Below are 23,480 nucleotides of genomic sequence, written 5' to 3'. Positions count from 1 at the left end.
TTAATGTGTAAAATTAAACCTGTGTATGTAATATACACAGGTTTAATTTTCGTTACTGGCAGTTGGGGCCATATTTTGCAGTAGTTACCGGAATGTTGCCTGAGCAAGTCGCTTCTCCTTCGCTAAACGTTGCCGCTACGTTGTGTTTTTTTAAATTCGTTAATAGAGTTTCTTTAAAATAAAGTGCCGTCTTGGCGCCTTGCGGTGGCATGCCTGCTTCTAGGGCCAGCTCCGTTTGTTTGCAGGCTTTGTTATAAGCTTCCCTGAATATTTCGGAGGCAGCCTCTGGGCCTATGCCATATTTCGGGATGGTGACACAAAACTTTTGCCAGTTAAATAGCAATGGCGATCCGCCACCATTATCCGGCAGGAAGCTAACTCCAAGGCCTCTGATGGCCCCGGTATAAGAATTGCCAACAAGCTTCATGGCAAAAATTTGTGGACAAAGGACAGGATCACCATTTCCCAAAGAATAAGAAGGATAACTTCCAGAACCGCCAGATGGCGGAGGCCCTACTTCGGAACAGGTAGTTACTACTTCACTTCCACAGATAAATGCTGGCTGGCACACAGTATGCGTGTACTCACCGTTCGTGTAATAGTCCGTGCAATCTTGACACCACTGGTCCAACACATAAGTACGGCAGCTTTCATCTGCAGCGACATTGTTATTATCAACTATCCGGCCACTAACCTGAAATGTTGTCGGATAGATCCCTGACACGGGCCTACCATTCTGATAGCGCCATCCAATAATAAAGTGTTCATCCCAGGTATGAAACAATATGTATCCGGAAAAATCGGCTGTCACTGAACGATAATTAACACCTTCCAGCGAATGATTATGCCGTTGCAGATAGCTTTTATCGCCTTTAATGGTCATTAGAGCAAAGCTGGTAACGCCAGTCCTATATTTATTAAAAACAACGTACCGGTATCCCACTTTATCAAGAATATTCAACGGCAATCTTGCTTTTGCATTCGTGTCGGAGATTTCATAGGCCCTTAATCCTTTAGAAAAAAATGGGATCTGATAAACGATGGTGCTGTCCTTTTGGTATGTTATGCCATCGTTCCACTGTAATTTCTTGCCGGGGATTTCACCACTCATTACTTTAGCCTCTGTAGCGGCATATTCGGTGGTGATCGTTTGCATAAACCATGCCTGGACATCGGGGAACTTTTGAGGTTGTGCGGCTTCTTTTGAAATACTGTCCTTTTTGTTGCAGGCGACGAATACAGCGGTTGCCAGAACGCCGATAAAAAGGACGACTACTAAGACTTTTTTTCTCATGAAATTTTGGGTTTAATCGTGATTGCTAAATGATACTTCTTTTATGCAAAAAAGACCTTGCATAATCCTTAATTTGGTTGGTCACTTTGGAGGGAACTTTCACATTCATGCCAAGAATCTCCTTCGCTACAAATACTGCCTTCACCCATTGGTTACAATCTTCATAAAGTGTCAGCAGGCGGTATTTAGGCATCAAGTGATGTGGCAGCATACGAGCTGCGAACAAATACGTCGATTCTGCACGGCCATAATCGCCCAACTGCTCAAAGCAACTTCCGATATAGAGAAACACGTCAGCGTTAGGCTGCTTTCTTGCGGCCGCTTCCAGTACGTCTAAAGAATACTGGTATTGGCCGTTGTTATAAAGGTCAATACCATAGGTGTATAGAAAATAGGAATTCCATTTAAGATGTGAATAATAATGGGTGAAATCGGACGTATTGTTTAACTGAGGTGGCCTGGATGACCTGGCTATCGATATACTGCGCCATTTACTCATCCAATATGCTCTTTCCAGATTGACCAATCCCGTTATCAGCGTAATTGATATAAGCAGCAGTGCGATTGGTTTGTTGATCATGAAACCGAAAATCTGCCGGTTACTTTTTAATTTTATGGACAGAAAAAGGATGGCCAGGAGTGTAATTACTATATTTGAAAACGGGAAACTAAAGCATGAAAAACAGACAATAAAACATAACTGTGCATTCACCATGTTCTCCATGTCGGTATCGGTCCAGATGGAAGAGGTATCTTTCCCTGATGAAAAGACGAGAACCAATGAGATTAGTACCAGTGCGAAACCGACCCAACCAAAGCAGGCTAACAAACGAAGCGGTTCTGAATAAGTTTCTTGTGTGAGGCTTGCCAGCAATTGCTCATACCCACTCCTGGTCGAAGAGAAATACCGTGCCTGCATCTTTGCATACGCGAAATTAATATTACCTACACCTACACCCGTAAAAGGATGTTCTTTAACCATCTGTAAAGTAATTTTCCATATCAATAGCCTGCCCCTGAGCGAATCCGGATTTACCTTTATCAAGGCCCAGATGAAAGTCAACATGATAGTAGTAAGCGATACCATCCCCGCAGTTCGTATGCTCTTCAAACTGGGCAGCTGTAAAACAATCAGTTTCTTTTGAACGAATATGAATAGAGCGACTATCAAAGACAGCCCTGCGGCCCTGGACCCTGATAAAACGAGTGCAATTGCCATTACTGTTAGCAATATTCCCGCTATCCAACTTTTAACCACTGGTTTCCAGGCGGCATAATACGGTGTACTTAGTACGAACAGCGCAGCTATGAAAGTAATGGCCAAAAAACATGCGTAAATAGCGGGGCTATTAAAAGTTCCAGGTGGGTGACCACTGATGAGCTCTTTTGAACCAACTACTACCTGATAAATCCCGAGTGTAGCTTCCATTGCCCCAGCAGCGGTCAGATATATAGAAATTTTATAAAATGTATCTGCGCGCTGAAGTTGTGACCGTAATATCAGTGCATATAAATAGGTGGCAACCACTAAAAAGCCACCGGCAATGTTGTCTGATCCCCATATACAGGTGTGAATAGTAAAGTATACAACTGCCCCTGAAGCAAAGACATCGGAAAGGGTTACGCTTACAACTCTTTTCCTAGCAAATAATACCATGCCGCACAGTAAAACCACAGCGGAAACTAAAGCTCCAGAGATGCTCTCCGTCAGTGCCATATTAATAGCAGTATGGCCGTAATTAATCCCCGTTAATACGGTAAGGCCTATCAGCAATAGTGCAAAAAATATCCTTTCCTGCAGGTTCTTGCCTGACTGACGGACCAACGAAGGGGCCATAGATAAGAGAAATTAATCAAACTTAAATGCTCAATTTTCTTCTTAAGGTTATTACGTACTGATCTTTATCATCAACAGGGGTGCCGTCGTAATCATTTGAATTATAAATAGATAAGATATAGTGTCCTATATTCCAGATATGATCGAGGTCCTCGGTGAGCTCAGACGATCCAAAGCTGGATTCATACCTCCATCTTCCATTTTCTGCACCTAGTTTTTCACTGGCAGTCATTAAGAATGCATCCTGCTTGCTAAGGGTTACAAAAACGCCGTTAACAGTGGAGTCCTCGTCAATACTGATCATTATTTTCCTGATTTCTGATCCAAATACACATATGCTATCCGGTTGCCTAAGTATAAAAAATCCGGTTTCGTACAGACTAAAGGTTCTTGCCGGAACATCCGATTGGCTGATGGGCCTTTCAAGATTATTTTTCAGATCCACTAAGGGTTTAGACAGCATACCTGTCAACGAAAGCAACTCGTGAGGAAGTTCCTGCTTAACCTGGCAAAGTGCGTTTTGCAGTACAAACAGTAAGCTTATTGAAAATGCAAAGCGGATTAAGGATTTCACGAACGTCTGATTTAACGTAACAATATTGCAACTGTAAGTGAATATAATAAATTTTTCCGGAAATAATATTATCAATCTCTACTACCAATTTGCTGAATTTTTCTAAACGCATATTTTTTAGACAAACTCATTTCAATGAACCTAACTGAATCCCCTAAGTCCGCACATCTGCTCATATTCTATTTAAACGATAAACACGTTTCATGGGTTGAATCATCCAGTCTGCCGTCAGCGGTAAGCTGTTTAGCCCTGAAATAGGTTTACACCTCAGTTGGACAATCCTGGTTTTAGTTTGCACTAGATTTTTTGTAATTCTGATTTAGTTTACAGGTAAATATCGGTGTGATTAGGCCCGTTTTGTTGTTCAGACATATTGCATTATTTATTTAAATTGAAATTCCAACTAATGCAGGATTGTGCCGGTCTTCTTGTTTATAACCTCGGTGTAATTTATCGTTTAATAAAAAAAAAGTGATGGCCCTTATAGTGTTATCGATTATAGGGGGCCAAATTCAAGAAAAATTTGGGTGTCTGACAGAATATTAGTGTCTCTATATTATAGATGCTATCGGGTTATAAAGAAAATACTCTCAATCTGTGATAAACCATTGCTTTATGAAACTATAATCGCATTATTTAGCTGGCCATAGTTTTATAAAATTGGAGCTGTTATAAGCAGATCTCATCTTCAGCTGTAACATATAGGGGTAGTCTATTTCGACCGACACTAAGTTAAAATGAAAATATTAATTAAGACGATGTTAGCAACAAGAGGGCTGCATCCATTTTTGGATATAGTCTTTCTTGTATCTCAAACCCTTAGCATATTGAAACAATTCATTAGGGGGCAAAATTCAACAAATTCTTTTAAACTCTACAGCATCTGGATGGAGAGCCCATATAAGGAAGTTCTTTATAAGACTAGCTCTTAGAAGTATATTGCTTCATATCTTCGACATTTTTGAACTTCTTCAATTTTAAAAGAAGTTCATTACTAATAGCCACCTCTTTTCCTATGTGCTTAAAAAACAATTGTGGGTCAGTTTCTATATATAGAGCAAATCGATAAACCTCCTTAACACCAAAATCCACAGGACTCCTAAACTTGCTTGAAAATCTAGTGTGATTAACCCCCATTTCATCGGCCATAGCCTTTGAAAACAACGGCTCTAACTCGCGTAGCCTGGTTAATTTACCTGTTTCAATGAGTGTTTTGATAGAAAGACGCTTCGATGCAATATCCTGTTTTAATTCCTCAATACTCTTTGTTTTACGACCACGTGCTTTCTTCGGATCATCTACAGGTGATATTTTAGTTTTCTTCGCCATTTAAAGAAATATTCAGTTAAAGCAAAAATGACGAAACACTTTGAATGTCAATATATTAATATACAATATAGATATTATTATATACAGATTGTTTATTTATTTATTTGGATTGTACATGTTTTTTATTAAATTGCTTACATAATAATCGTACTTGTATATAGCTATAGATAATGAGTTGACTTTTTTGTAAGAAATCATTATTTTGCGCTACTTAAGATATGAAGGTAAGCGTTTAACGAATCTCGTCTATCGAATCTGACAGTTTAAAGCACGAGTGTAAGTTAAGGCGCCCAATCCAGATAAAAAGGGTTGGGCCTACTTACGTATTGTGCTTGACTACCGAAAGGTAGTTGGCTTTGTCAGAGCCAGATAGACAATGCGGGTGGGTTCCAGCCCTTATTATTTCCCGTACCATTAATGCTTCCTCTGCTGAGTATTGCATGAAACCTTCTTACTCTATCTGACCTCACTCCTTATTTATAGCAGCATCAAATAGGGCAACTCAAATTCCCTGGCACCTCCTTATGCTTGGTCGCCAAGCAATTTGACCACCGTCAATCCAGATTATTTAAAATCTAATTTGGAGTTCCGTAAATGACTATTGTCGGTAAGATTAATTATTGGTAGAATCATGTATTTGGGTTTATTCGAATGAAACGGCATGTGGAAACTTCTTTCCATAGTCTCTAATTGTCCTATTTATATCAGCTTATATCAATCATCATTTATGAATAACAACAATCAAAGGTTAACTCAAAAAATCAAATTTCCGTTCTGTTTGTCAGATGAAGAAATGGTAAATCCGATGGACGTATTTTATTCATTCTGCAATAATTCCAATCTAAGAACAGAAACTCATAGACTTGATCGTGTTCTGGAAGCAATTTCCAGATCGGGGTACGAAAGTAATCGGCTTTGCCATGAATTGGTGGATACAGAATATCGACGGCTGATCGAAGCTTCATTTATACTTACTGAGCGCAAAACGATGGAAGAAATATCAACAGAGAGGTTTCTTGGGCTATTTGCACATGAAATAAAAACTCAACTTGCGGGTGCTTCAATTGCCATTGAAGCCCTTGTTGATAAAATGGATAAATTAATTCTATGTCAAACTGACTTTGCATATTATCTAACTTCCCTTAAAGCCATTCTTTTTAATAGTAATCAGGTATTGTCTAATATGGTTACAACCGTACGCTTCAAAGAGGAAGATTTCTCATTGAGAGCTGTTAAAGAGTCATTTAAAGTAGCTGATTTTTTAGATGATTGCACAGCACCTTATCATCTTATGAATGAAACCCTGAATAGAAAACTTCTTATCGAACATAGTGAATTACAGCATAAATCTATAATCTCTGATAAAATAAAACTCAGGCAAATAATTCAAAACCTTTTAAGCAATGCTTATAAATATAGCCGAGGAACGGATGTTCAATTAGTGGTTACTGATTTCGCCGATTACATAACTTTCTCAGTTATCAGTTTCGGCCACACAATTCCGTCTGAGGAACTTGAGCATATTTTAAAGTTATTTTATAAGGTAAGGCCGGGTGGTGCCGGGGATGGAGTGGGATTGTATTTGTGTCAAGTATATACTGAAATACTTGGTGGGAATATAAAGGTCACAAGCAATAAAGGGGTTACAAGTTTTACAGTAAGCATCCCATGCGAAAAATTCAATAATCTAGGATAAGTCAAAGATTTTCTAAAGCATGGAAGCCTCAAAGAGCGGCTGTTTATTGTCATTTTTTGTGTTTATGCTTTTACAAATTTTTAATCGTTAAATAAAAATTTCATAAAATGAAAAAATCGAAGCCATTGCAGGTATTACCAATCAATTTATTACAGGATGTGCATTCAAGGATGATTAATTTACCGATTTATTTTCGGGAGCGTGTATGTGAGGAATGTTCTTGGAGCATCCCTACATTTTATCGCAAGATGCGTAACATTTTAAAGCCTGGCGGCGATACAATGATGCCGAACTTAAGCAATGCAGAAAAAGAAAAGATCATTGCTGTTCTTGATGAGGTGTACGCAAGTTTTTGGGAATATTGTGAGAAGTACAGAAAAAAGTAACTCCTGGAGATTCATAACCTATGCCAACGTTATAAATACCTAGTAAATCCCCAACTGGTCAAAAATCCATGTTTAAAGAAAACGAAGAGATTAACTAACGGCCTCTGCTTGAATTTGGTAACATGTGGCTTTCTATGGCAGGTTATGATCCCTCAATAAAGCATTCGTTTGGTAAAATCATATTTATCACAAATTAATGATACCATGAGAAATATAATATCTAACAAGCCTGCTATAAAAAGTTTAAAGGAACGTAGATATAGGGCTTATAGAACTGAAGATGAAATCTTGGGATTGGATAAGCAATCTCCAGAAGGAAAGATTGGTGATATTGATGAGAGCATTGCTAATAGCAAGATCGTTAAGAAAAGGCGCAGTGCCAAAAAAGGGCTAAAGTCTGGGATTACTTTAAGTTCTACATTTCCCAATGACGTTGATTTCAATCATCCATACCGCCAAGCATTGATGGCCATAAAGACAAAGCCCTTCATAATCATGACCGGAATGTGTGGCACGGGAAAATCCCGGTTTGCAAGAATCTTAGCATATCAGACATGTCCGAAAAAGCTTCAAGAGGCTGGTAAGGCAGGTAATTTCCTAATGATATCAGTTCAACCTGAATGGTGCGCTAATGACGAAATAATTGGTTGGTTTAGCATGAGAGGAATTTATTATTTTACTACGTTTATGGAATTTATAATAAAAGCTTGGAGGCACATTGATACACCATTCGTATTATGCCTAGATGAAATGAACCTGGCTAAAGTCGAACAATACTTCGCTGACTTTTTATCAATTCTTGAAACACGTCGATGGATAAATGGCGAGTTAGTATCAGACGCGTTTATAAGTGGAGAAAAATTAAAGTTTTATGCTGAAAGGGATCGCGATATATGGGCAAGGTTTGGGCTCAAATTCGATGATGGTCTGCGAAATAGATTTTTAACCAATGGCATAACATTGCCTCCTAATTTAATTGTCATCGGAACCGCCAACATGGATGAAAGCGGTCATACGCTTAGTATGAAGGTGTTAGATAGAATTTCAGTATTGGAATTGACCGAAATAGATTTCTATAGCGGAATAAAATCAGATGATGCAGATTTTAACTTTCCAATAACTCCAATATCTCTTGACGCGATTTCGGGGAGATTATTATATGGCAAGGAAGCTTATGAATTGTCTCAGAAAAACGGGGATTTAATTATATCCGAACTTCAAGCAATAGATAAAATACTTACCAAATCACCTTTCAGATTTGGGTATCGTATTCGCGATGCAGCCCTTATCTATTGTGCTCATAATTCTCGATTATATAAGAATCAATATAATGAAGAGGCTATTTATAAATGTCTGGATGAAATTTTTTTGATGAAAATACTTCCTCGGATCAATGGCAGTGGTAAAGTTGTAAAAGAGGTTGTATCCGATTTACTCCGTTTGATTAAAAATAAGTATCCACGCAGTTTTCAACGATTATCATATATGTTGCATCAAGGTCAAGAGCATTCTTTTATTTCTTTTTGGCAACAGTGATTCCTTTCAGTTGTTTTTAGAGTTCCATCGATAAGCAAAGCAGTGTAAGTCAGATGTTTGTTAACCCAAATTTGTACGCTTTTAATCGGTTCTTGACTGAAATCAAATAGATTTCAAATGGGAATCAAATAGAAATCAAATGGTGAGCAAATAAACTTTGTCTCGTCCGGAAATAGGTTTACACCTTGGTGAGATAATCCTGGTTTTAGTTTACACCAGATTTTGGTAATCCGGACTTTAGTTTACAGCCGGATTTTTTAATCCTGTTATTAGTTGACAGATCAAACATACGGAATTATACGGATGCATTACAGTTACTTTACGAATAACATCATCCGGAAACACTTAATTCGGATAAATTTTAACTTCTTTTGGACAATCTGGACATTTCCGCGCAAAAGTGGGATAGCAAGTTTGTAGATGTTTATACATTGCCTGCTTATCATAAGCATATGAAGCATGACGTCCAACATCAATTGCCTCCTAAACCCTCAATGGAAGAATCGAAGCGAATAGTCCAGGCCGATCAATATGGCTATACAGACGAGGAAGTTTCCGTAATCATAGACTTCCTTTATCGTTTGGCTGCTATTGATTTGAATATCTATGAAGAGCTAATAAAGACAAACACACAAGTCATTCATATTAAGGATTATAACAATGATTACTCAAAGAAAAGCATTTCTATATCCAAGAGTCAGCACAGACGAGCAAGCTGACGGTTATAGTCTAGCCCATCAGGAAGACGTATTGATGCGCTATTGTGAAAAAGAGAATATTCAGGTAGTTGGTGTTTACCGGGAAGACCATTCTGCCAAAACATTTGACAGGCCGGAGTTCCAAAAGATGCTGCATGTAATCAGTAAGAATAAAGGTATTGTTGACTTAATCCTATTTTCCAAATGGGATCGTTTCTCCCGAAATGTCGCAGCTGCCTATGAAATGATAGGCAAACTGAAAAGGCTATCCGTAGAGCCTCAGTCTATCGAACAGCCTTTGGACATGGATATACCAGAGAGCAAGATCATGCTGGCCATCTATCTTACTACGCCGGAGGTAGAAAATGACCGGCGAGCGTTAAATACGCTTCATGGTATGCGACGAGCTAAGAAAGAGGGGAGATACCTAGGGATTGCCCCTATTGGCTACAAAAACGGACGTGATGCTCAGAATAAGCCTTTCCTTATACCTAATGAAAAAGCTGAAATAGTCCGCTGGGCGTTTGAAGAGTTGTCCAGAGGTATATGGGATATAGATACCCTTCGCCGAATGGTTAATAGGAAAGGCCTAAAAGTTGGGCGTAGCCAGTTTTGGAGCTTAGTCCGTAATCCAGTCTATTGCGGGAAGGTATTCCTGGCTGCTTATAAAAATGAACCTGCTCATTGTGTAAAGGGTATTCATCAGGCTATTGTCCCTGAGAGTTTGTTTGACGACGTTCAGGATGTCTTGAAAGGCAGGAAACGTAGTATCAGGGTGAACTCTTTTACAGAAATCGACGAGCATTTGCCACTTAGAGGTTTTCTAATCTGTCCACGTTGTGGAAGGCAGATAAGTGGAAGCGGTTCTAGGGGCAACGGGGGAATTTATTACTATTATCATTGTCAGTCAGTCAAGCAATGTAAAGAGCGTTTCCGGGCAGATACAGCCAACGAGGCATTTGTAAGGCAATTAAGCGAGATAGCTATCAATGCACCAATAATTGATTATTACTGCCAACTTATCAGTAATTCATTAAAGAACGACAAACAAGGCAAGGAAAAGGAGCTAAAGGAAATACAATCCGAAATAGATAAGCTATCCTTAAGGATACAAAATGCTAGATCTATGAGATTAGACGAAGAATTCACTGCGGAAGAATTCAAGGAGATGAAGACAGACCTTTTAAAAAAGATAGAAGGACTAGAAAAGAAGAAAACCAAGCTGTTGTCTGTCGCAGATGAACACCAGGAATACCTGTCCCAAGGGGGCGAGATAATAAGAAACATTGCCAATCGCTACATCGCAGCTTCCCCAATCGGCAAAAAACAAATCATTGGTTCGATCTTCGCTGAAAAGCTGATTTTTTCGGAAAACAAATATCGAACCACGGAACCGAACGTAATCCTTGAGCTGATAAGCAGGCCCAGAGCGGGCTCAGAAGAAGAGAAAAAAAGAAAGGTCGGAGATTTCTCCGACCTTTCCACTAGTGTGCCCAGTAGCGGTAGATACTCGAACCAGAGGATGTATCAAAAATAAACGAACGTTCTCTGGATCGCTTAAATGACTACCAGATCCCATCAGATACCCGAATAAAAGAGGCTACTCAATATTTTTGAGACAGCCTCAAAGTAGGAGCTGTAAGCTAATTAGGAGGAAGCCTGGTAGAGAAACAACAAAACAGGGCCTAATAAGCCGATTTTTGAGCAAACATTCCCGACAACGCATTACGGCTACAAAAATAATCTAAACGCACCAATAAGGCTTAAAATACCCTTAAATCATCGGCCTATATTAGCCTAAATGACAGCCCCTCTCCTTTTCTGACAGAATGCTGCTCCCGTATATCACCTCCTCCTGCCAGTCTGTCCAGATTTACAAGAGGTAAGATATTTGATCCATCTAAAAAAATCGATACAATTTAAAATGATGGACGCATATTCTCAACTCATCATTGACGCTGTTGAAAAAGTAAGTCCGGCAGTTGTCAAAATAGAAAGAGCTAACACAAATGGCAATCAGGAAGTCGCCTCCGGATCTGGTTCCGGTTTCCTGTTCTCCTCCGACGGATACCTGTTCACAAACAGTCACGTAGTTAATGGCGCTACCAGCCTCAAAGTAATGTTGCAGGATGGCCGCATATATCCGGCTACCCTGGCCGGCCAGGACCCGTCTACCGACCTGGCCATCCTGAAGATCGACGCCAGGGAGTTCACCACCGTAAAACTGGGCGATTCCGACGAACTGAAGATCGGCCAGATGGCCATTGCCATAGGTAACCCGCTGGGCTTCCAGCACACCGTTACCGCAGGCGTGATCAGCGCCCTGGGCAGATCATTGCAGGGACAGGACGGAATGATGATGGACTCCATGATACAGACAGACGCCGCTCTCAATCCCGGCAATTCCGGCGGCCCGCTCATTAATAGCAACGGAGAGGTCATTGGTGTAAATACCGCAGTGATCAGAGGCGCACAGGGACTCTGTTTTGCTATCAGCATTAACACGGCCAAAGCCATCGCCAACCAGCTGATCCGTTTCGGTAAAGTGAAAAGGGCCTACATCGGCGTTGCCATGCAGCAGATCGATCTCGTACCCAGATTACGTACTATTCACCAACTCAAGAACAAACAGGCACTGTTCATCTCTACGGTTGAACGTAGCAGCCCAGCTGCCAAAGCCGGCATCTTAAGCGGCGACATTATCTACCAGTTCAATGACCAGCCGGTGGAAACGGCCGACCAGTTCTTTAAAATGATGACCGCCGATAAAATAGGCCAGTTCCAGTATATCAACGTGATCCGCAACAACGAAAAGCACGAACTGCGCGTCACACCCGTTGAAAGAGGCGACTAAACCAGGTGACGTAATAAATACCTACTATGTAAATTAATAGCAATAGCTACTGACAGAAATCTGTAAATTAGATCAGATTCCACGGCACCCTTGCCTTAGTTGATCACGTTATACTATTTACTTATGGGTAAGATATTACGCTCATTAACCATTTTCATCTTGGCAGTTAGCCAGGCCGCAGGCCTCTCCGCACAGCACCTCGGCATTTTCGACGGACAAACAGACGTCGGAAAAGTAAAACACACCGGCAGTTTACGATACGATCCGAAAACACAACAATATACTGTTAGTGGCGCGGGTAATAACATGTGGTTCGGCAGTGATGAGTTCCACTTCGTTTGGAAAAAGATGAAGGGCGATTTCATCCTTCGCACTAATGCCCGTTTCCTCGGTAAGGGCACAGAATTACATCGCAAATGGGGACTGATGATACGCAGCTCGCTGGACACCAACGCCACCCATGTGAATGGTGTTGTGCACGGCGACGGCCTGACATCCCTGCAATACAGGAAAACACCCGGCGCTGTGACCGAAGAAATAAAGTCGTCCCTCACCGCCGCCGATGTTGTACAACTGGAGCGCAAAGGCAACACCTTTACGCTTTCTGTAGCAAAAGACGGTCAAACATTCATCAGCGAAAAACTCGATAACCTCTCACTCGGAGATGAAGTATATGCAGGTCTCTTCGTTTGCTCACACAACGCAGATGTTGTTGAAAAAGCCGTATTCAGTAATGTACGCATCGCAGTACCTGCGCCGGATACACTGGTAGCCTACCGGCAGTATATTGGCAGCCTGCTGGAGTTACTGGATATCAATACGCTGAACAGTACAATTGTTTACCAGACACCCGGTTCCATACAGGCGCCTAACTGGAACACCGATGGCAAATCACTGATCTATAATGCCGACGGACTGCTCTACCAGTTTGACCTCGCGAAGCAAACACCCTCCCTCATCAATACCGGTATCGCTAAACGCAACAACAACGATCACGTATTGTCCTTCGATGGAAAAATGCTGGCAATCAGTAGTGGCGACGGAGAAAAAGGCGCCTCTGTAGGTTACGTCGTACCGCGTACCGGTGGCGATCCTACCCGCATCAATAAGATCGGTCCTTCCTACATACATGGCTGGTCGCCCGATGGTAAATATCTCGTGTTCACAGGGCAACGTAATAACGATTTTGATATTTACCGTGTTCCCGCTGCCGGTGGTGAAGAAGTACGCTTAACCACTGCCCCCGGACTGGACGATGGCCCTGAATATACACCCGACGGAAAGTACATTTACTTCAATTCTGTGCGTAGTGGATTGATGCAGATCTGGCGGATGAAAGCAGATGGTTCAGAACAGACACAGATCACCAATGACCAGTTCAATAACTGGTTCCCGCATATTTCTCCCGATGGCAAATGGATCGTATTCCTGACATTCCTGAAAGAAGAAGTTGAACCTTCCGACCATCCTTTCTATAAAAGGGTTTATTTACGGTTGATGCCTGCCAGTGGTGGCCCCTCCAAAGTGATCGCATACCTGTATGGCGGACAAGGCACGATCAATACGCCTTCATGGTCGCCCGACAGCAAACGCATTGCCTTTATCAGCAACTCAAAATTGCTGTATCCGATATTTCCGATAGGAAAATGATCTTTACACACGACTAAGCTGTTTATTGAGCTCAACGGCAGCACTAATCAAAGCAAGGTGCGTGAATGCCTGGGGAAAGTTCCCCAGGTGCTCCCCCTTCTTACCCAGTTCCTCACTGAATAATCCCAGGTGATTGGCATACCCGATCATCTTTTCAAAACTCTCTATCGCAAGGTCCAGCTGCCCGCATTTGGCAAGCGCTTCGATATACCAGAATGAGCACATATTGAACGTCCCCTCTTCCCCATCCAATCCGTCTATCTTCTCCAGGTGATTATGATACCTGTAAATAAGCACATCCAAACGTAATGTCTTGTCTATCGCCTGCATTGTAGATAACCATCTCGGCTCCAGTGGCGTAATAAAATGGGTAAGTGGCATCAGAAGAGCGGCAGCGTCCACGGTCTTGGCGCCTTTGTATTGTACCCACGACTGCAGTTCTTCATTCCAGAAATTATGATAGATATCGTTATAGATCTCGTCACGGATAGTCTGCCATTCCGTTTCCGGATAAGGGAAAGACCGGTGTTGCGCAATCTTGATAGCCCTGTCCATCGCTACCCAGCACATTAAACGGGAATGCAGGAATTCTCTCTTTTCATTCCTGATCTCCCATATACCGTGATCAGGCAGTTTCCAATCACTGATCACACATTCTATCTGCATCTTGATCAGCTCCCAGAATTCGAAAGTAATAGGCTCGTAAGATTTGTTATAGATATAGATGGTGTCGATCAGCTCTCCGTAAATGTCCGTCTGCCGCTGACTGGCAGCGGCATTTCCTATACGCACAGGTTTGGACCCTTTGTATCCGTCCAGGTGTTTCAGTTCCTGTTCATCCCCGCTTTTATTGCCATCAATTTTGTACAGCAACTGCAATTTACTCTCCTGGCATAAATTGAATATCCATTTCATAAAGGCAGTCGCCTCGTCAAAAAAGCCCAGCTTGAGGAAGGCATACATGGTAAAAGCCGCATCTCTTATCCAGGTAAAACGGTAGTCCCAGTTACGGTTACCCGACAATGTTTCCGGGATCCCGAAAGTCGGTGCAGCTACTACCGAGCCGTATTTTGTAGAGGTCAGCAATTTCAGCGTAATGGCCGACCGTTGTATCAATTCCCCATAATGTCCCTTATAAGTCGATTTCCCTACCCATTCCCGCCATTTCACGATCGTATCATGATAGACGTCCGCATAATATTCAATGCCCTCTAATGGCTCCTTATGGTCTTTTTTTGCGGCCTGCAATACAATATGCGCCACCTCCGACTCCTTCAGCGTAAATTCCGCATATCCGTTCTTATGTTTCAGCTTAAGGGGTACGTCTGCGATCAGTCTGAGTTGTACGTTGCCATCATCTATAGGTGTGAAAATGATCTCGTTCTTTGTCTTCTTCAGTACAGCCTCGTGTTTCGCCCCTGCATAATCAAAACGGGGCACGCAGTTCACTTTGAAAGTTATATTTCCGCGGATAGTTTTGATCTTCCGTACGATCGTACAATCATTATCCTTCTCCACATCTGCAATGGGCATATAGTCCGTCAGCTCTGCAATACCTGCATCAGAAAAATAGCGTGTTAACAAAATAGCCGTACCGGGTATGTACAGCTGTTTGGAATTATAGTCCACGAGTTCCGGCTCAACGGAAAAGTAGCCCCCTTTGGTGGAGTCCAGCAGGGAAGCAAAGATAGTGGGGGAATCGTACCGGGGAAAACACATGAAGTCTATCGACCCGGTCAGCGAAACCAGGGCAACCGTCTCCAGGTTACCGATAATACCATAGTTCTCAATACGTTGATATGGCCTTTCGGAATGTTTCATACCCCTATGATGCATGAACCATGCCTAAAGCATGCCCGGCTGTGTTATCTTTACAGCATGTTAGAACTGCCCATCACCGTACGCATTCCCTCAGATGAGGAAATAGACTACCGTCCCGATATAGACGAGATCCTTTTCAAACGGAGGAAAGCGAAGATCGTGGAAGGATATGACCTTACCCTCAATGAGAACCCTCGCCTGCCCTACCGCTTCCAGGCTACGGTCAATATCGGCAATAGCCGTTTATGGGACTTATTCCAGGCGCTGGCAGCCACCCTGCCCGATAAGGTGAGCTGTGTGTACGGATTATATGAAGAAGACAACGTCACCACTCCCCTGCTGCAAAAACAGTTTGTGCTCAATGAACTGGAAAAATACCGGGACGAACTCACGCAGGAATGCCAGCTGGAAGCAGGCCTGCTGTTTCAAACAAAAGACATCCTTATAGAACTGGGTATCAGTGAAAGTAAGTACATCCGTTACTGGGGTGCTGAACTCGAACGCTTTAAGCTGTTGATGAAATCATTCCGCTTACCTTTTGTAGAAGGTCTGGAATTCATTGATGAATATCCGAAGATAGTCACTCCCCTCAGAGAGCTTGTACGCACGGCAAAAGCACCGGAGACAGTGATCTATTATCTCGACCAGGCCTTCCATATAGACAGAAGAGCGCCCGATCCATTCTTCGACTAAATAAAAAATATCCCGGCCATATGGAATAGCCGGGATATTATATAGCATCGCGTGTGACAGATCGCTGCCCATCCGCTCCTGATGATTGTTAAATGATGGCAATGCTACAATTGAATGAATAAGCTGCTACAACGCAGGACTGGCAGAATACTCAGCCCACAGCTGATCGACTGTTTTGCCGGTCAGCGTTACCCAGGTATTCGCAGTGTAAGTGTGGTTACGTAAAGCAGTATTCAGATTTGTAACGATCGAAGCGCTTTTGTGATTCTCCAGCCAGGCCAGGAAACGTGCAGTGATACGATAAGAATTCGTGTAAGACTGGGATGACGACCAGTTAGGCAAAGACCAGCCTGCAGGGCCGTTATTCACGCCATACCTGTAACGTACCAGGTCAGCGATGCCCTCAGTCAGCCAGCCGGGTGTACCACCAGTATAAGCCTGTATAACGTGCATGATCTCATGCGTTACAACATCTACATCATTCGGGTTGTTCACGAACCATGCAGAACTGTAGGTAATTGTTGTACCTGACGTATAGGCCACGCCAGTGTAGTTCGGATCAATCACAAACTTTACTGTTTTAGTAGCGTTAGTATTGAACCTGGTCCGCAGCTGCGGATAAGTACCGAAAAAGATGTCTACAAATTTCTGACGGATCGAGTCCTCAAAATTAGTAGCATTGTTAGTAAACGTTAATGTGTAACCATTGCTGCTGTAAGTAACCGTCCCTACAGGTACAGGCGACAGTGCGATGGCATCATTGACAGTCAGGGCTGTTTCATTGGAACGTTGCTGATCAGGCGCAACGGATTCAGATTTGCTACAAGCGGACAGTAAGAAGATACCCAGGGTACCGATAATCATGGAATTTTTAAGCGAGTGTCTCATTTTTGTGAGTGGGTTTACAATAGGAGGCAGATGAACAGTGATCTCAGGTTATAAAACGCAATTACTGCGATTTTCGTACGTCCATTGCTCATTCCTGCTAACTTTTCTTACACTCACATTGATCGCTATATGATAAACAACCTGTTATAGCTCAACCGCTTCAGGCGTTTCCTGCAATACTTGTCTTGTGTATTCCAATCCCACGTTATAGATAGCATCAAACCTCTTAAAATCGAACATACCGAACTGCCCCAGTTCCTGCGGCTCTATAAAGCGGCTGCATTGCAGCTTGCTCTTCAGTACGGGTTCATGAATGGCCATATGCAATGTCCGTTCTATGTTTGCAAGTATACCGCTTGCAGGGTTATAAGGCGTCAGCGGATTTACATGCACACCCACAATAGACCTATACTTTCCTACCAATGGCTCAACCGGAAGATTCCCTGAAATACCTCCATCCACATAAGGAACACCCTCTATTTCCACAGGCGGGAATAACATAGGGATCGTAGATGCCGCCAGTATAGCTGGTATCAATGGTCCTTTATCAAAAATAGTTTGCTGCCCGGTAGAGAAGTTAGTCGCCGTGATATATAGCGGAATAGGCAACGATTCAAAAGTAGTATGACGTAAATGCTGCATCAGCGCCTTCTCTACGGTCTTCAGCGACAGGAAGCCCGCCTTCAGGTTTGTCCACTGCATAGACAATCCCATCTTCGTATGCTGGAAGATATCTCTTACTTCATCCGTACTATAACCGTCACATATAAATGCAGTTGCAATAGAACCTGCGCTGGTAGCGGCTATCACTTCGGGATAAATATCCTGTTCAGCAAATGCTTTTAAAACACCAATGTGGGCATAACCACGGGCGCCACCACCGGAAAGGACAAAGGGACGCCGTATAGGGACTTTCAACTCCTGATTCATAGGGCTAATATATATAAAGAAAGTAAAATCTGGTATTGTATATTTACAACTATGAGCGGCATTACAGACATCACAACCTTACTCAAACACATGACGCCTCAGTTACATGAGGGAACGTACGTCTTCTGTACAGTTAACGATCCGGTGCAGATAAACCTGCAGGACGTCATCTGTACTTTCCGTGAAAAAGAAGGTGTAACACTTATCCTCTCCCGTGAAACCGCCGACCGTCTTCAGCTTCCATACACTTATATCGCTGCCTGGATCACGCTGACCATACATTCTTCACTGGAAGCAGTTGGGCTCACAGCAGCCTTCTCCGCCGCACTGGCGGGGGCCGGCATCAGCTGTAACGTAGTAGCCGCATACTACCACGATCATATTTTTGTACCTGTTGCAGATGCGGAAAAAGCCATGCTGGCGCTTAAATCGCTCACTATCAACACTTCCTTATAACTGGCAGTTTTTACATCAACCGTTCAGACCATTCCTCAGACCGTTGTTATAAAATTGTAAAGGGATAGTACTGAGGGGGTACAGTTTTAAAAATATTTTTATATCTTCGGCAATATTCAGACAATCAGCCATCCCTAACCAAACCTACATGAAAACTAAAATAATACCACTGGTAACAAGTGCTGTTATCGCTTTATTCTGTATGGGTTCCACGACCATACTGGCACAAAAGAAAGTGCCTAATCCGGGTACATTTAACATCGAAAAGAATGGCTCAGTGATCTCCACAAAGGAGATAAAGGGCAAAGCCACCATTGGTACCAGTAAAATGGCTATCATGAACCTTGAGTGTACACTGAAGGAAGGAAACAGGGTCCTGTCATTCCGATTCGATCTGAACAAGATCGGAGAGTTCAAGCCGGTGACCGTCACTTTCGACAAACCTGCAAGTGAAGAAGAACCATCCAACATTGCGCAGTACCTCAACTATCCGAAAGACGAATCAGCAGAAACTGCCGATGATGCTTCCGGAAAGGATGTATCCTGCAATTCGGAGAAAGGAAGCTTCACACTTTCAGAGATCAGGTTTGATGATGTAAAAGCCTACATCTCAGGTCATTTTGACTTTACCGGTAAAAATGATATCGAATCAGGGACTGAAAAAACGATATCACTGAAAGGCACCTTCAGTGGTGTGGAGATCGTTTGTATGGGCCCTCACCCATGAGAAATGCTGCCTGCGGTATAGAAACGAATTTTAAATAAGGGGATGTCTTTTCAAAAAGGGCACTCCCCTTATTTACAGGTCCTTACCCGTCAGGCAATAGAACAGGTTCTGTAACTGGTGTACATGTACGACCGGCCGTCCATAAGGCACCAATTGCCCCTGGGCAGCCGCCAGAAATTGAAACGAATATCCTTCATCCCGCACGTATACACTATCATTACGATTGTACTTGTAGGAAAAAACATTTTCATCCTCACCATGTTCTTTCTCTCCCCGTACAAATCCGAGGCTGTGCAGATAGCCGGCATCCAGCGATATCGGATGTACACTCGCCAGCGGCAGTTTACTTTTAGGGAGTGTAGAACAATAAATGAAGCCATCTAAAATACCCTCCACCTCAAACTCCGTTTCATTCATGTACATATCATAATACCATACAAGGTTGCCGGGGCGCACGTCAGTTGCTTCGATCATGATACAATAATTCTCCTGCAAGTATAACGGTATATTCCTATTATTTAGCGTTTCAGTACTGTCAATTAAATAGTATATTTGATAGTACGCAGCCTTATGCCCGGATTTCACGTTAAAGCGCCAACATTTCCCTGACACGATTTTTCTTAACTCAAAATAACCTCGGTAACTATGAAAAACCTGTATTTGTCAGCGTTCCTGCTGGCTGCAAGTGCATTACAACTGCATGCACAAACGCCCGTTCCCGTAGGCGCCGGAAGCTACGCTTCTTTCCCGCCCGCCACAGAAAATACTTTCGACTGGAATAACGATGGAAAAGGAGATCTGTATCAGTTCGTGTACGAACGGCCTATCTATGTAGCAGCAGATAAATTGAACAAGCCTATCCCTACCAACGACTGGTGGACGGACCTGGTAGTATCGCAATATGGCGGTATGATGTGGGCCTATCCGTTAGCCGCCGATCCGGAGGATTATGGCGTTAAACTGTACTACCCGAACAGCTTTGTAGCAGATGGTTCTAACATTGCTTACGGCGGTAGTATGATGATCAGGGCTACAGGCTACACGCCTTCCAAAGCCATCGCGAAAGACTGGAATGACTGGGGTGTAGTAATGTCGCTGCCGGATAGTGTCCATAACAAGAATATGGATGTCACTATGGTGCATGGCATCCCCTTCATGTGGCTGGAAACACAGGGCATCAATCCCGAATTCTCATTCGATCAGGGCGCTTCCTATCTTACCCAAAGCGGCGCCGCAGTGCAGTTCCCTGTTACCAGCTCTTTTGTGGTACAGACTGATGGCCGCTACTTTGGCGTACATCTCAACGGTAGCAGTACCGCAGAATTGCAGGGACAACAGTATGTGCGGATCGACCTGGGCGCTATCCAGAACATCACCAAAGTAAAGCTGAACTGGGAAACTGCCTTCGCAAAAGGATATTCCATACAGGTTTCCGCCAATGGCAGCACCTGGAGTACAGTCGCTTCTGAAGTGAACGGCAACGGCGGTCTTGACAGCTTAAGCTTCAACACATCCGCCAGGTATGTAAAGATCGCGCTTGCAGAGAAAGGCACTATCTACGCCTACTCACTATGGGAAATGGAAGTGTTCAATGGCAGCACACTGCTCTCCAGGAATAAACCAGTGGAAGTATCTTCCGTACAGGGCGCATTTACCGGCAACAATGTTAATGACGGCAATGCCGGCTCCCGCTGGGCGTCCGATGGCAACCAGGTAGAGAAACTGGTATTGAACACCAATAACGGTAACTCCTACTTCGTTGTTTCTGCACTGCCCTCCCCTGCCGATCTTGGCGCCTACGAAACCTATGCGTTCAACAAACCGTCCAATACAGCAGTTACGTACGACTATGACGCTACCGCCGGTAAGGTGTATGTGAACTGGAATATTACCACCGTTAACCTGAAAGGGCAAGCTGCCGGCAATACCATACAAGGGTTCCTGCCGCATCTCTATCAGAATGCAGCTAACACCATTGCCTTCACACCGGTTAACTATGTTACACCAAGAGGATCAATGAAAACGGCCATCGGTAAATCGTTCTCATTTACGTACGACTTCAACGGCATCCTTCCTACTTACAATGCGCCTTACAGGAATGCAGCAGACGCTAATCCCTACAACGCCAACGTTATGTTCGACCTGCTGACGAAGTTCTCCAAGAAACAGGGTTATGGAGGAGATACTTACTGGGGCGGTAAAGACCTGGTGAACTATGCCAAGTATACCCTGATGGCCAAAGAACTGAATCACCAGGCATATCAGTCGCTCAAAGCTAAAACAAGGGAAGCCCTCGTCAACTGGCTTACATACACTCCCGGTGAACAGGACAAATTCTTCGCCCGCTATGATCGCTGGGGAGCTGTTGTAGGGTTCAATGAATCTTACGGATCATCAGAATTTACCGACAACCATTTCCACTATGGTTATCTCATCTATGCCTGCGCACTGTACGGCATGACAGACCCTGATTTCCTGTCACAATATGGCCCTATGATCAGGATAGTGGCAAAACAATATGCCAACTGGGATAAAACAGATAACTTCCTGCCTTCCTTCAGGACCTTCGATCCATGGATCGGGCACAGTTATGCAGGAGGTACCAGTTCCTCTTCCGGCAACAACCAGGAATCCACTTCCGAGGCCATGCAATCATGGATAGGTCTATTCCTGCTGGGCGATATGCTGAACGACGAAGCTATCCGCGATGCGGGCGCATTCGGCTATATCAGTGAAGCCTATGCTACGCTGGAATATTGGTTTGACTGGAAGAACAGGAACCTGCCTCCCGCCTATTCGCACAATGTGGTAGGCATTCTCTCTAACCAGGGCTTTGCTTATGGTACCTACTTCAGTGCAAGTCCCGTGCACATCCACGGTATACAATACCTGCCTGTAAATCCCGGCTTTAAATACCTGGCAAAAGATACCACCTGGGCCAAGAGAGAGTACAATGATATGCTGACAGAATCAGCAGCTATTGACGGTCATACCAGTGAAACACAGTTCGGCGATGACTGGGCGCATGTGGCACTGGGTTTCAGACAACTGTTCGATGCGAAGTACGTCAGCGCATTTATGGCCAACAACCTCGCATTACCCGTTACCGATACCCGCTACATCATGGACTATGAAGTGGGTGGCATGACCTATTTCTATACTCATGCCAATCAAAACCTGGGATTCTTCTCTTTTAACTTCCGCACCAACTTCCCGTCCAGCAGCGTGTTTGAAAAGAACGGCGCATTCAGTTATGCAGTAGCCTACAACCCGACAGCCAGTGCGAAGACCTGTAATGTATACAATAACGCAGGCGCTGTCGTAGCATCATTCAGCGTTCCTGCAAGAACATTGGTGACTTATCCTACATTGTCAACCAGCGGACAACAACCTACCGGCTGTTATGGCTTATTGCCATCCACAGCTACTGCAACAAGCGGCAACGCATCAGCAGCTATTGATGGTAGCCTGGGGTCCCGCTGGGAAAGCGCCTTCACTGATCCTCAACAACTGACTGTCGATCTGGGCGTAGTATCTACAGTGAATAAGATCACCATTTCATGGGAAGTAGCCAATGCGAAGGACTATACCCTTACCGGCTCCACAGACGGCAATACATGGCTTCCGATTGCCACGAGGACCAATATGCCATCGGGCAACAGAACGGACCTTATTGACAACCTGAATGGCAATTACCGCTATATCCGTATGAATGGTACAGCAAGGACTACACAATGGGGCTATTCTATCTATGAACTGGAAGTATGTGGTACCGCTTCAACCGGCGCTGCGCTGCTGCCTGCTGCTCTTTCAATGGCAACTAAGACAACGGCCGATCAACCGTATCTTTATCCGAACCCCGCAAAAGACTGGGTGAAGGTCCAGTCTAAAGGAACGGGCCTGTTCTCCATTACCGACCTGCAAGGCAAAGTGATAAAGAACGGCAGGCTCGAAGCTGGCGCTAATGCCATTAATATTGGCGGCATTCCTGACGGCGTATACTTTGTTAAATTCAATGGACAGGTATTTAAACTGATCATCTCGAACAGGTAAAAACCTGCCGGCAAAAATAAGGCTGTCCGCCTGAGGTGGACAGCCTTTCTTCTTATTA

The 23,480-nt window shown here is 43.5% G+C and carries 18 protein-coding genes; 10 read left to right on the top strand and 8 right to left on the bottom strand.

The window, feature by feature from the left end; all coding sequences use genetic code 11:
* Nucleotides 1-52: 52 nt before the first annotated feature.
* The 4 genes from C7475_RS29335 to C7475_RS29320 all read right to left on the bottom strand — a co-directional run bounded on the left by C7475_RS29335 (nt 53) and on the right by C7475_RS29320 (nt 5,034).
* Nucleotides 53-1,294: a hypothetical protein gene (locus C7475_RS29335; RefSeq protein ID WP_110056995.1), complete on the bottom strand. Its 1,242-nt coding sequence runs from the start codon at nt 1,292-1,294 to the stop codon at nt 53-55.
* A 25-nt stretch (nt 1,295-1,319) separates the two neighbouring features.
* Complete coding sequence (locus C7475_RS29330; protein WP_110056994.1) at nt 1,320-3,131, bottom strand: O-antigen ligase family protein; 1,812 nt, start codon at nt 3,129-3,131, stop codon at nt 1,320-1,322.
* A 22-nt stretch (nt 3,132-3,153) separates the two neighbouring features.
* On the bottom strand, nt 3,154-3,705 hold the full coding sequence (locus tag C7475_RS29325) for a hypothetical protein (protein WP_146217692.1): 552 nt from the start codon (nt 3,703-3,705) through the stop codon (nt 3,154-3,156).
* A gap of 921 nt (nt 3,706-4,626) precedes the next feature.
* Nucleotides 4,627-5,034: a hypothetical protein gene (locus C7475_RS29320; RefSeq protein WP_110056992.1), complete on the bottom strand. Its 408-nt coding sequence runs from the start codon at nt 5,032-5,034 to the stop codon at nt 4,627-4,629.
* 727 nt (nt 5,035-5,761) lie between these two features.
* Here C7475_RS29320 and C7475_RS29315 point away from each other — a divergent pair.
* The 6 genes from C7475_RS29315 to C7475_RS29285 all read left to right on the top strand — a co-directional run bounded on the left by C7475_RS29315 (nt 5,762) and on the right by C7475_RS29285 (nt 13,854).
* Nucleotides 5,762-6,730 carry a sensor histidine kinase KdpD gene (locus C7475_RS29315; RefSeq protein WP_158286647.1) on the top strand — a complete coding sequence of 323 codons (969 nt, stop codon included), beginning with the start codon at nt 5,762-5,764 and terminating at the stop codon, nt 6,728-6,730.
* A 107-nt stretch (nt 6,731-6,837) separates the two neighbouring features.
* Nucleotides 6,838-7,116 carry a hypothetical protein gene (locus C7475_RS29310; RefSeq protein WP_110056990.1) on the top strand — a complete coding sequence of 93 codons (279 nt, stop codon included), beginning with the start codon at nt 6,838-6,840 and terminating at the stop codon, nt 7,114-7,116.
* Between the two features lie 204 nt (nt 7,117-7,320).
* Nucleotides 7,321-8,652: an McrB family protein gene (locus tag C7475_RS29305; RefSeq protein WP_110056989.1), complete on the top strand. Its 1,332-nt coding sequence runs from the start codon at nt 7,321-7,323 to the stop codon at nt 8,650-8,652.
* Between the two features lie 660 nt (nt 8,653-9,312).
* Nucleotides 9,313-10,887 carry a recombinase family protein gene (locus C7475_RS29295; RefSeq protein WP_110056988.1) on the top strand — a complete coding sequence of 525 codons (1,575 nt, stop codon included), beginning with the start codon at nt 9,313-9,315 and terminating at the stop codon, nt 10,885-10,887.
* 387 nt (nt 10,888-11,274) lie between these two features.
* A complete protein-coding gene (locus tag C7475_RS29290) occupies nt 11,275-12,204 on the top strand; it encodes a S1C family serine protease (protein ID WP_233260004.1) in 930 nt (309 codons plus the stop codon).
* Nucleotides 12,205-12,327: 123 nt separating this feature from the next.
* The gene (locus C7475_RS29285) at nt 12,328-13,854 is read left to right on the top strand and encodes a PD40 domain-containing protein (protein WP_110056987.1); all 1,527 of its coding nucleotides are present in this window, start codon (nt 12,328-12,330) and stop codon (nt 13,852-13,854) included.
* Nucleotides 13,855-13,857: 3 nt separating this feature from the next.
* Here C7475_RS29285 and C7475_RS29280 read toward each other — a convergent pair whose 3' ends face one another.
* Nucleotides 13,858-15,675 carry a glycoside hydrolase family 15 protein gene (locus tag C7475_RS29280; RefSeq protein ID WP_110057018.1) on the bottom strand — a complete coding sequence of 606 codons (1,818 nt, stop codon included), beginning with the start codon at nt 15,673-15,675 and terminating at the stop codon, nt 13,858-13,860.
* Nucleotides 15,676-15,732: 57 nt separating this feature from the next.
* Between C7475_RS29280 and C7475_RS29275 the strand changes: the two genes are divergently transcribed.
* Nucleotides 15,733-16,368 carry a hypothetical protein gene (locus C7475_RS29275; RefSeq protein WP_110056986.1) on the top strand — a complete coding sequence of 212 codons (636 nt, stop codon included), beginning with the start codon at nt 15,733-15,735 and terminating at the stop codon, nt 16,366-16,368.
* A 126-nt stretch (nt 16,369-16,494) separates the two neighbouring features.
* Here C7475_RS29275 and C7475_RS29270 read toward each other — a convergent pair whose 3' ends face one another.
* Both C7475_RS29270 and C7475_RS29265 read right to left on the bottom strand, forming a co-directional pair.
* On the bottom strand, nt 16,495-17,256 hold the full coding sequence (locus C7475_RS29270; protein WP_233260003.1) for a basic secretory family protein: 762 nt from the start codon (nt 17,254-17,256) through the stop codon (nt 16,495-16,497).
* Nucleotides 17,257-17,400: 144 nt separating this feature from the next.
* On the bottom strand, nt 17,401-18,186 hold the full coding sequence (locus tag C7475_RS29265; RefSeq protein ID WP_110056984.1) for a patatin-like phospholipase family protein: 786 nt from the start codon (nt 18,184-18,186) through the stop codon (nt 17,401-17,403).
* Between the two features lie 51 nt (nt 18,187-18,237).
* On the opposite strand from C7475_RS29265, the gene C7475_RS29260 reads away from it, so the two are divergent.
* Both C7475_RS29260 and C7475_RS29255 read left to right on the top strand, forming a co-directional pair.
* A complete protein-coding gene (locus tag C7475_RS29260) occupies nt 18,238-18,642 on the top strand; it encodes an ACT domain-containing protein (protein WP_110056983.1) in 405 nt (134 codons plus the stop codon).
* A gap of 148 nt (nt 18,643-18,790) precedes the next feature.
* Nucleotides 18,791-19,369 carry a hypothetical protein gene (locus C7475_RS29255; protein ID WP_110056982.1) on the top strand — a complete coding sequence of 193 codons (579 nt, stop codon included), beginning with the start codon at nt 18,791-18,793 and terminating at the stop codon, nt 19,367-19,369.
* 72 nt (nt 19,370-19,441) lie between these two features.
* Here C7475_RS29255 and C7475_RS29250 read toward each other — a convergent pair whose 3' ends face one another.
* Nucleotides 19,442-19,843 carry a hypothetical protein gene (locus C7475_RS29250; protein WP_110056981.1) on the bottom strand — a complete coding sequence of 134 codons (402 nt, stop codon included), beginning with the start codon at nt 19,841-19,843 and terminating at the stop codon, nt 19,442-19,444.
* 171 nt (nt 19,844-20,014) lie between these two features.
* Between C7475_RS29250 and C7475_RS29245 the strand changes: the two genes are divergently transcribed.
* Nucleotides 20,015-23,422 (top strand): glycosyl hydrolase, encoded by a 3,408-nt coding sequence (locus tag C7475_RS29245; RefSeq protein ID WP_110056980.1) that lies wholly within the window; start codon nt 20,015-20,017, stop codon nt 23,420-23,422.
* Nucleotides 23,423-23,480 lie beyond the last annotated feature (58 nt).

The sequence above is a fragment of the Chitinophaga sp. S165 genome (genome assembly GCF_003182155.1).
GTDB lineage: Bacteria > Bacteroidota > Bacteroidia > Chitinophagales > Chitinophagaceae > Chitinophaga.
This window is presented reverse-complemented; position numbering and strand designations above follow the sequence as displayed.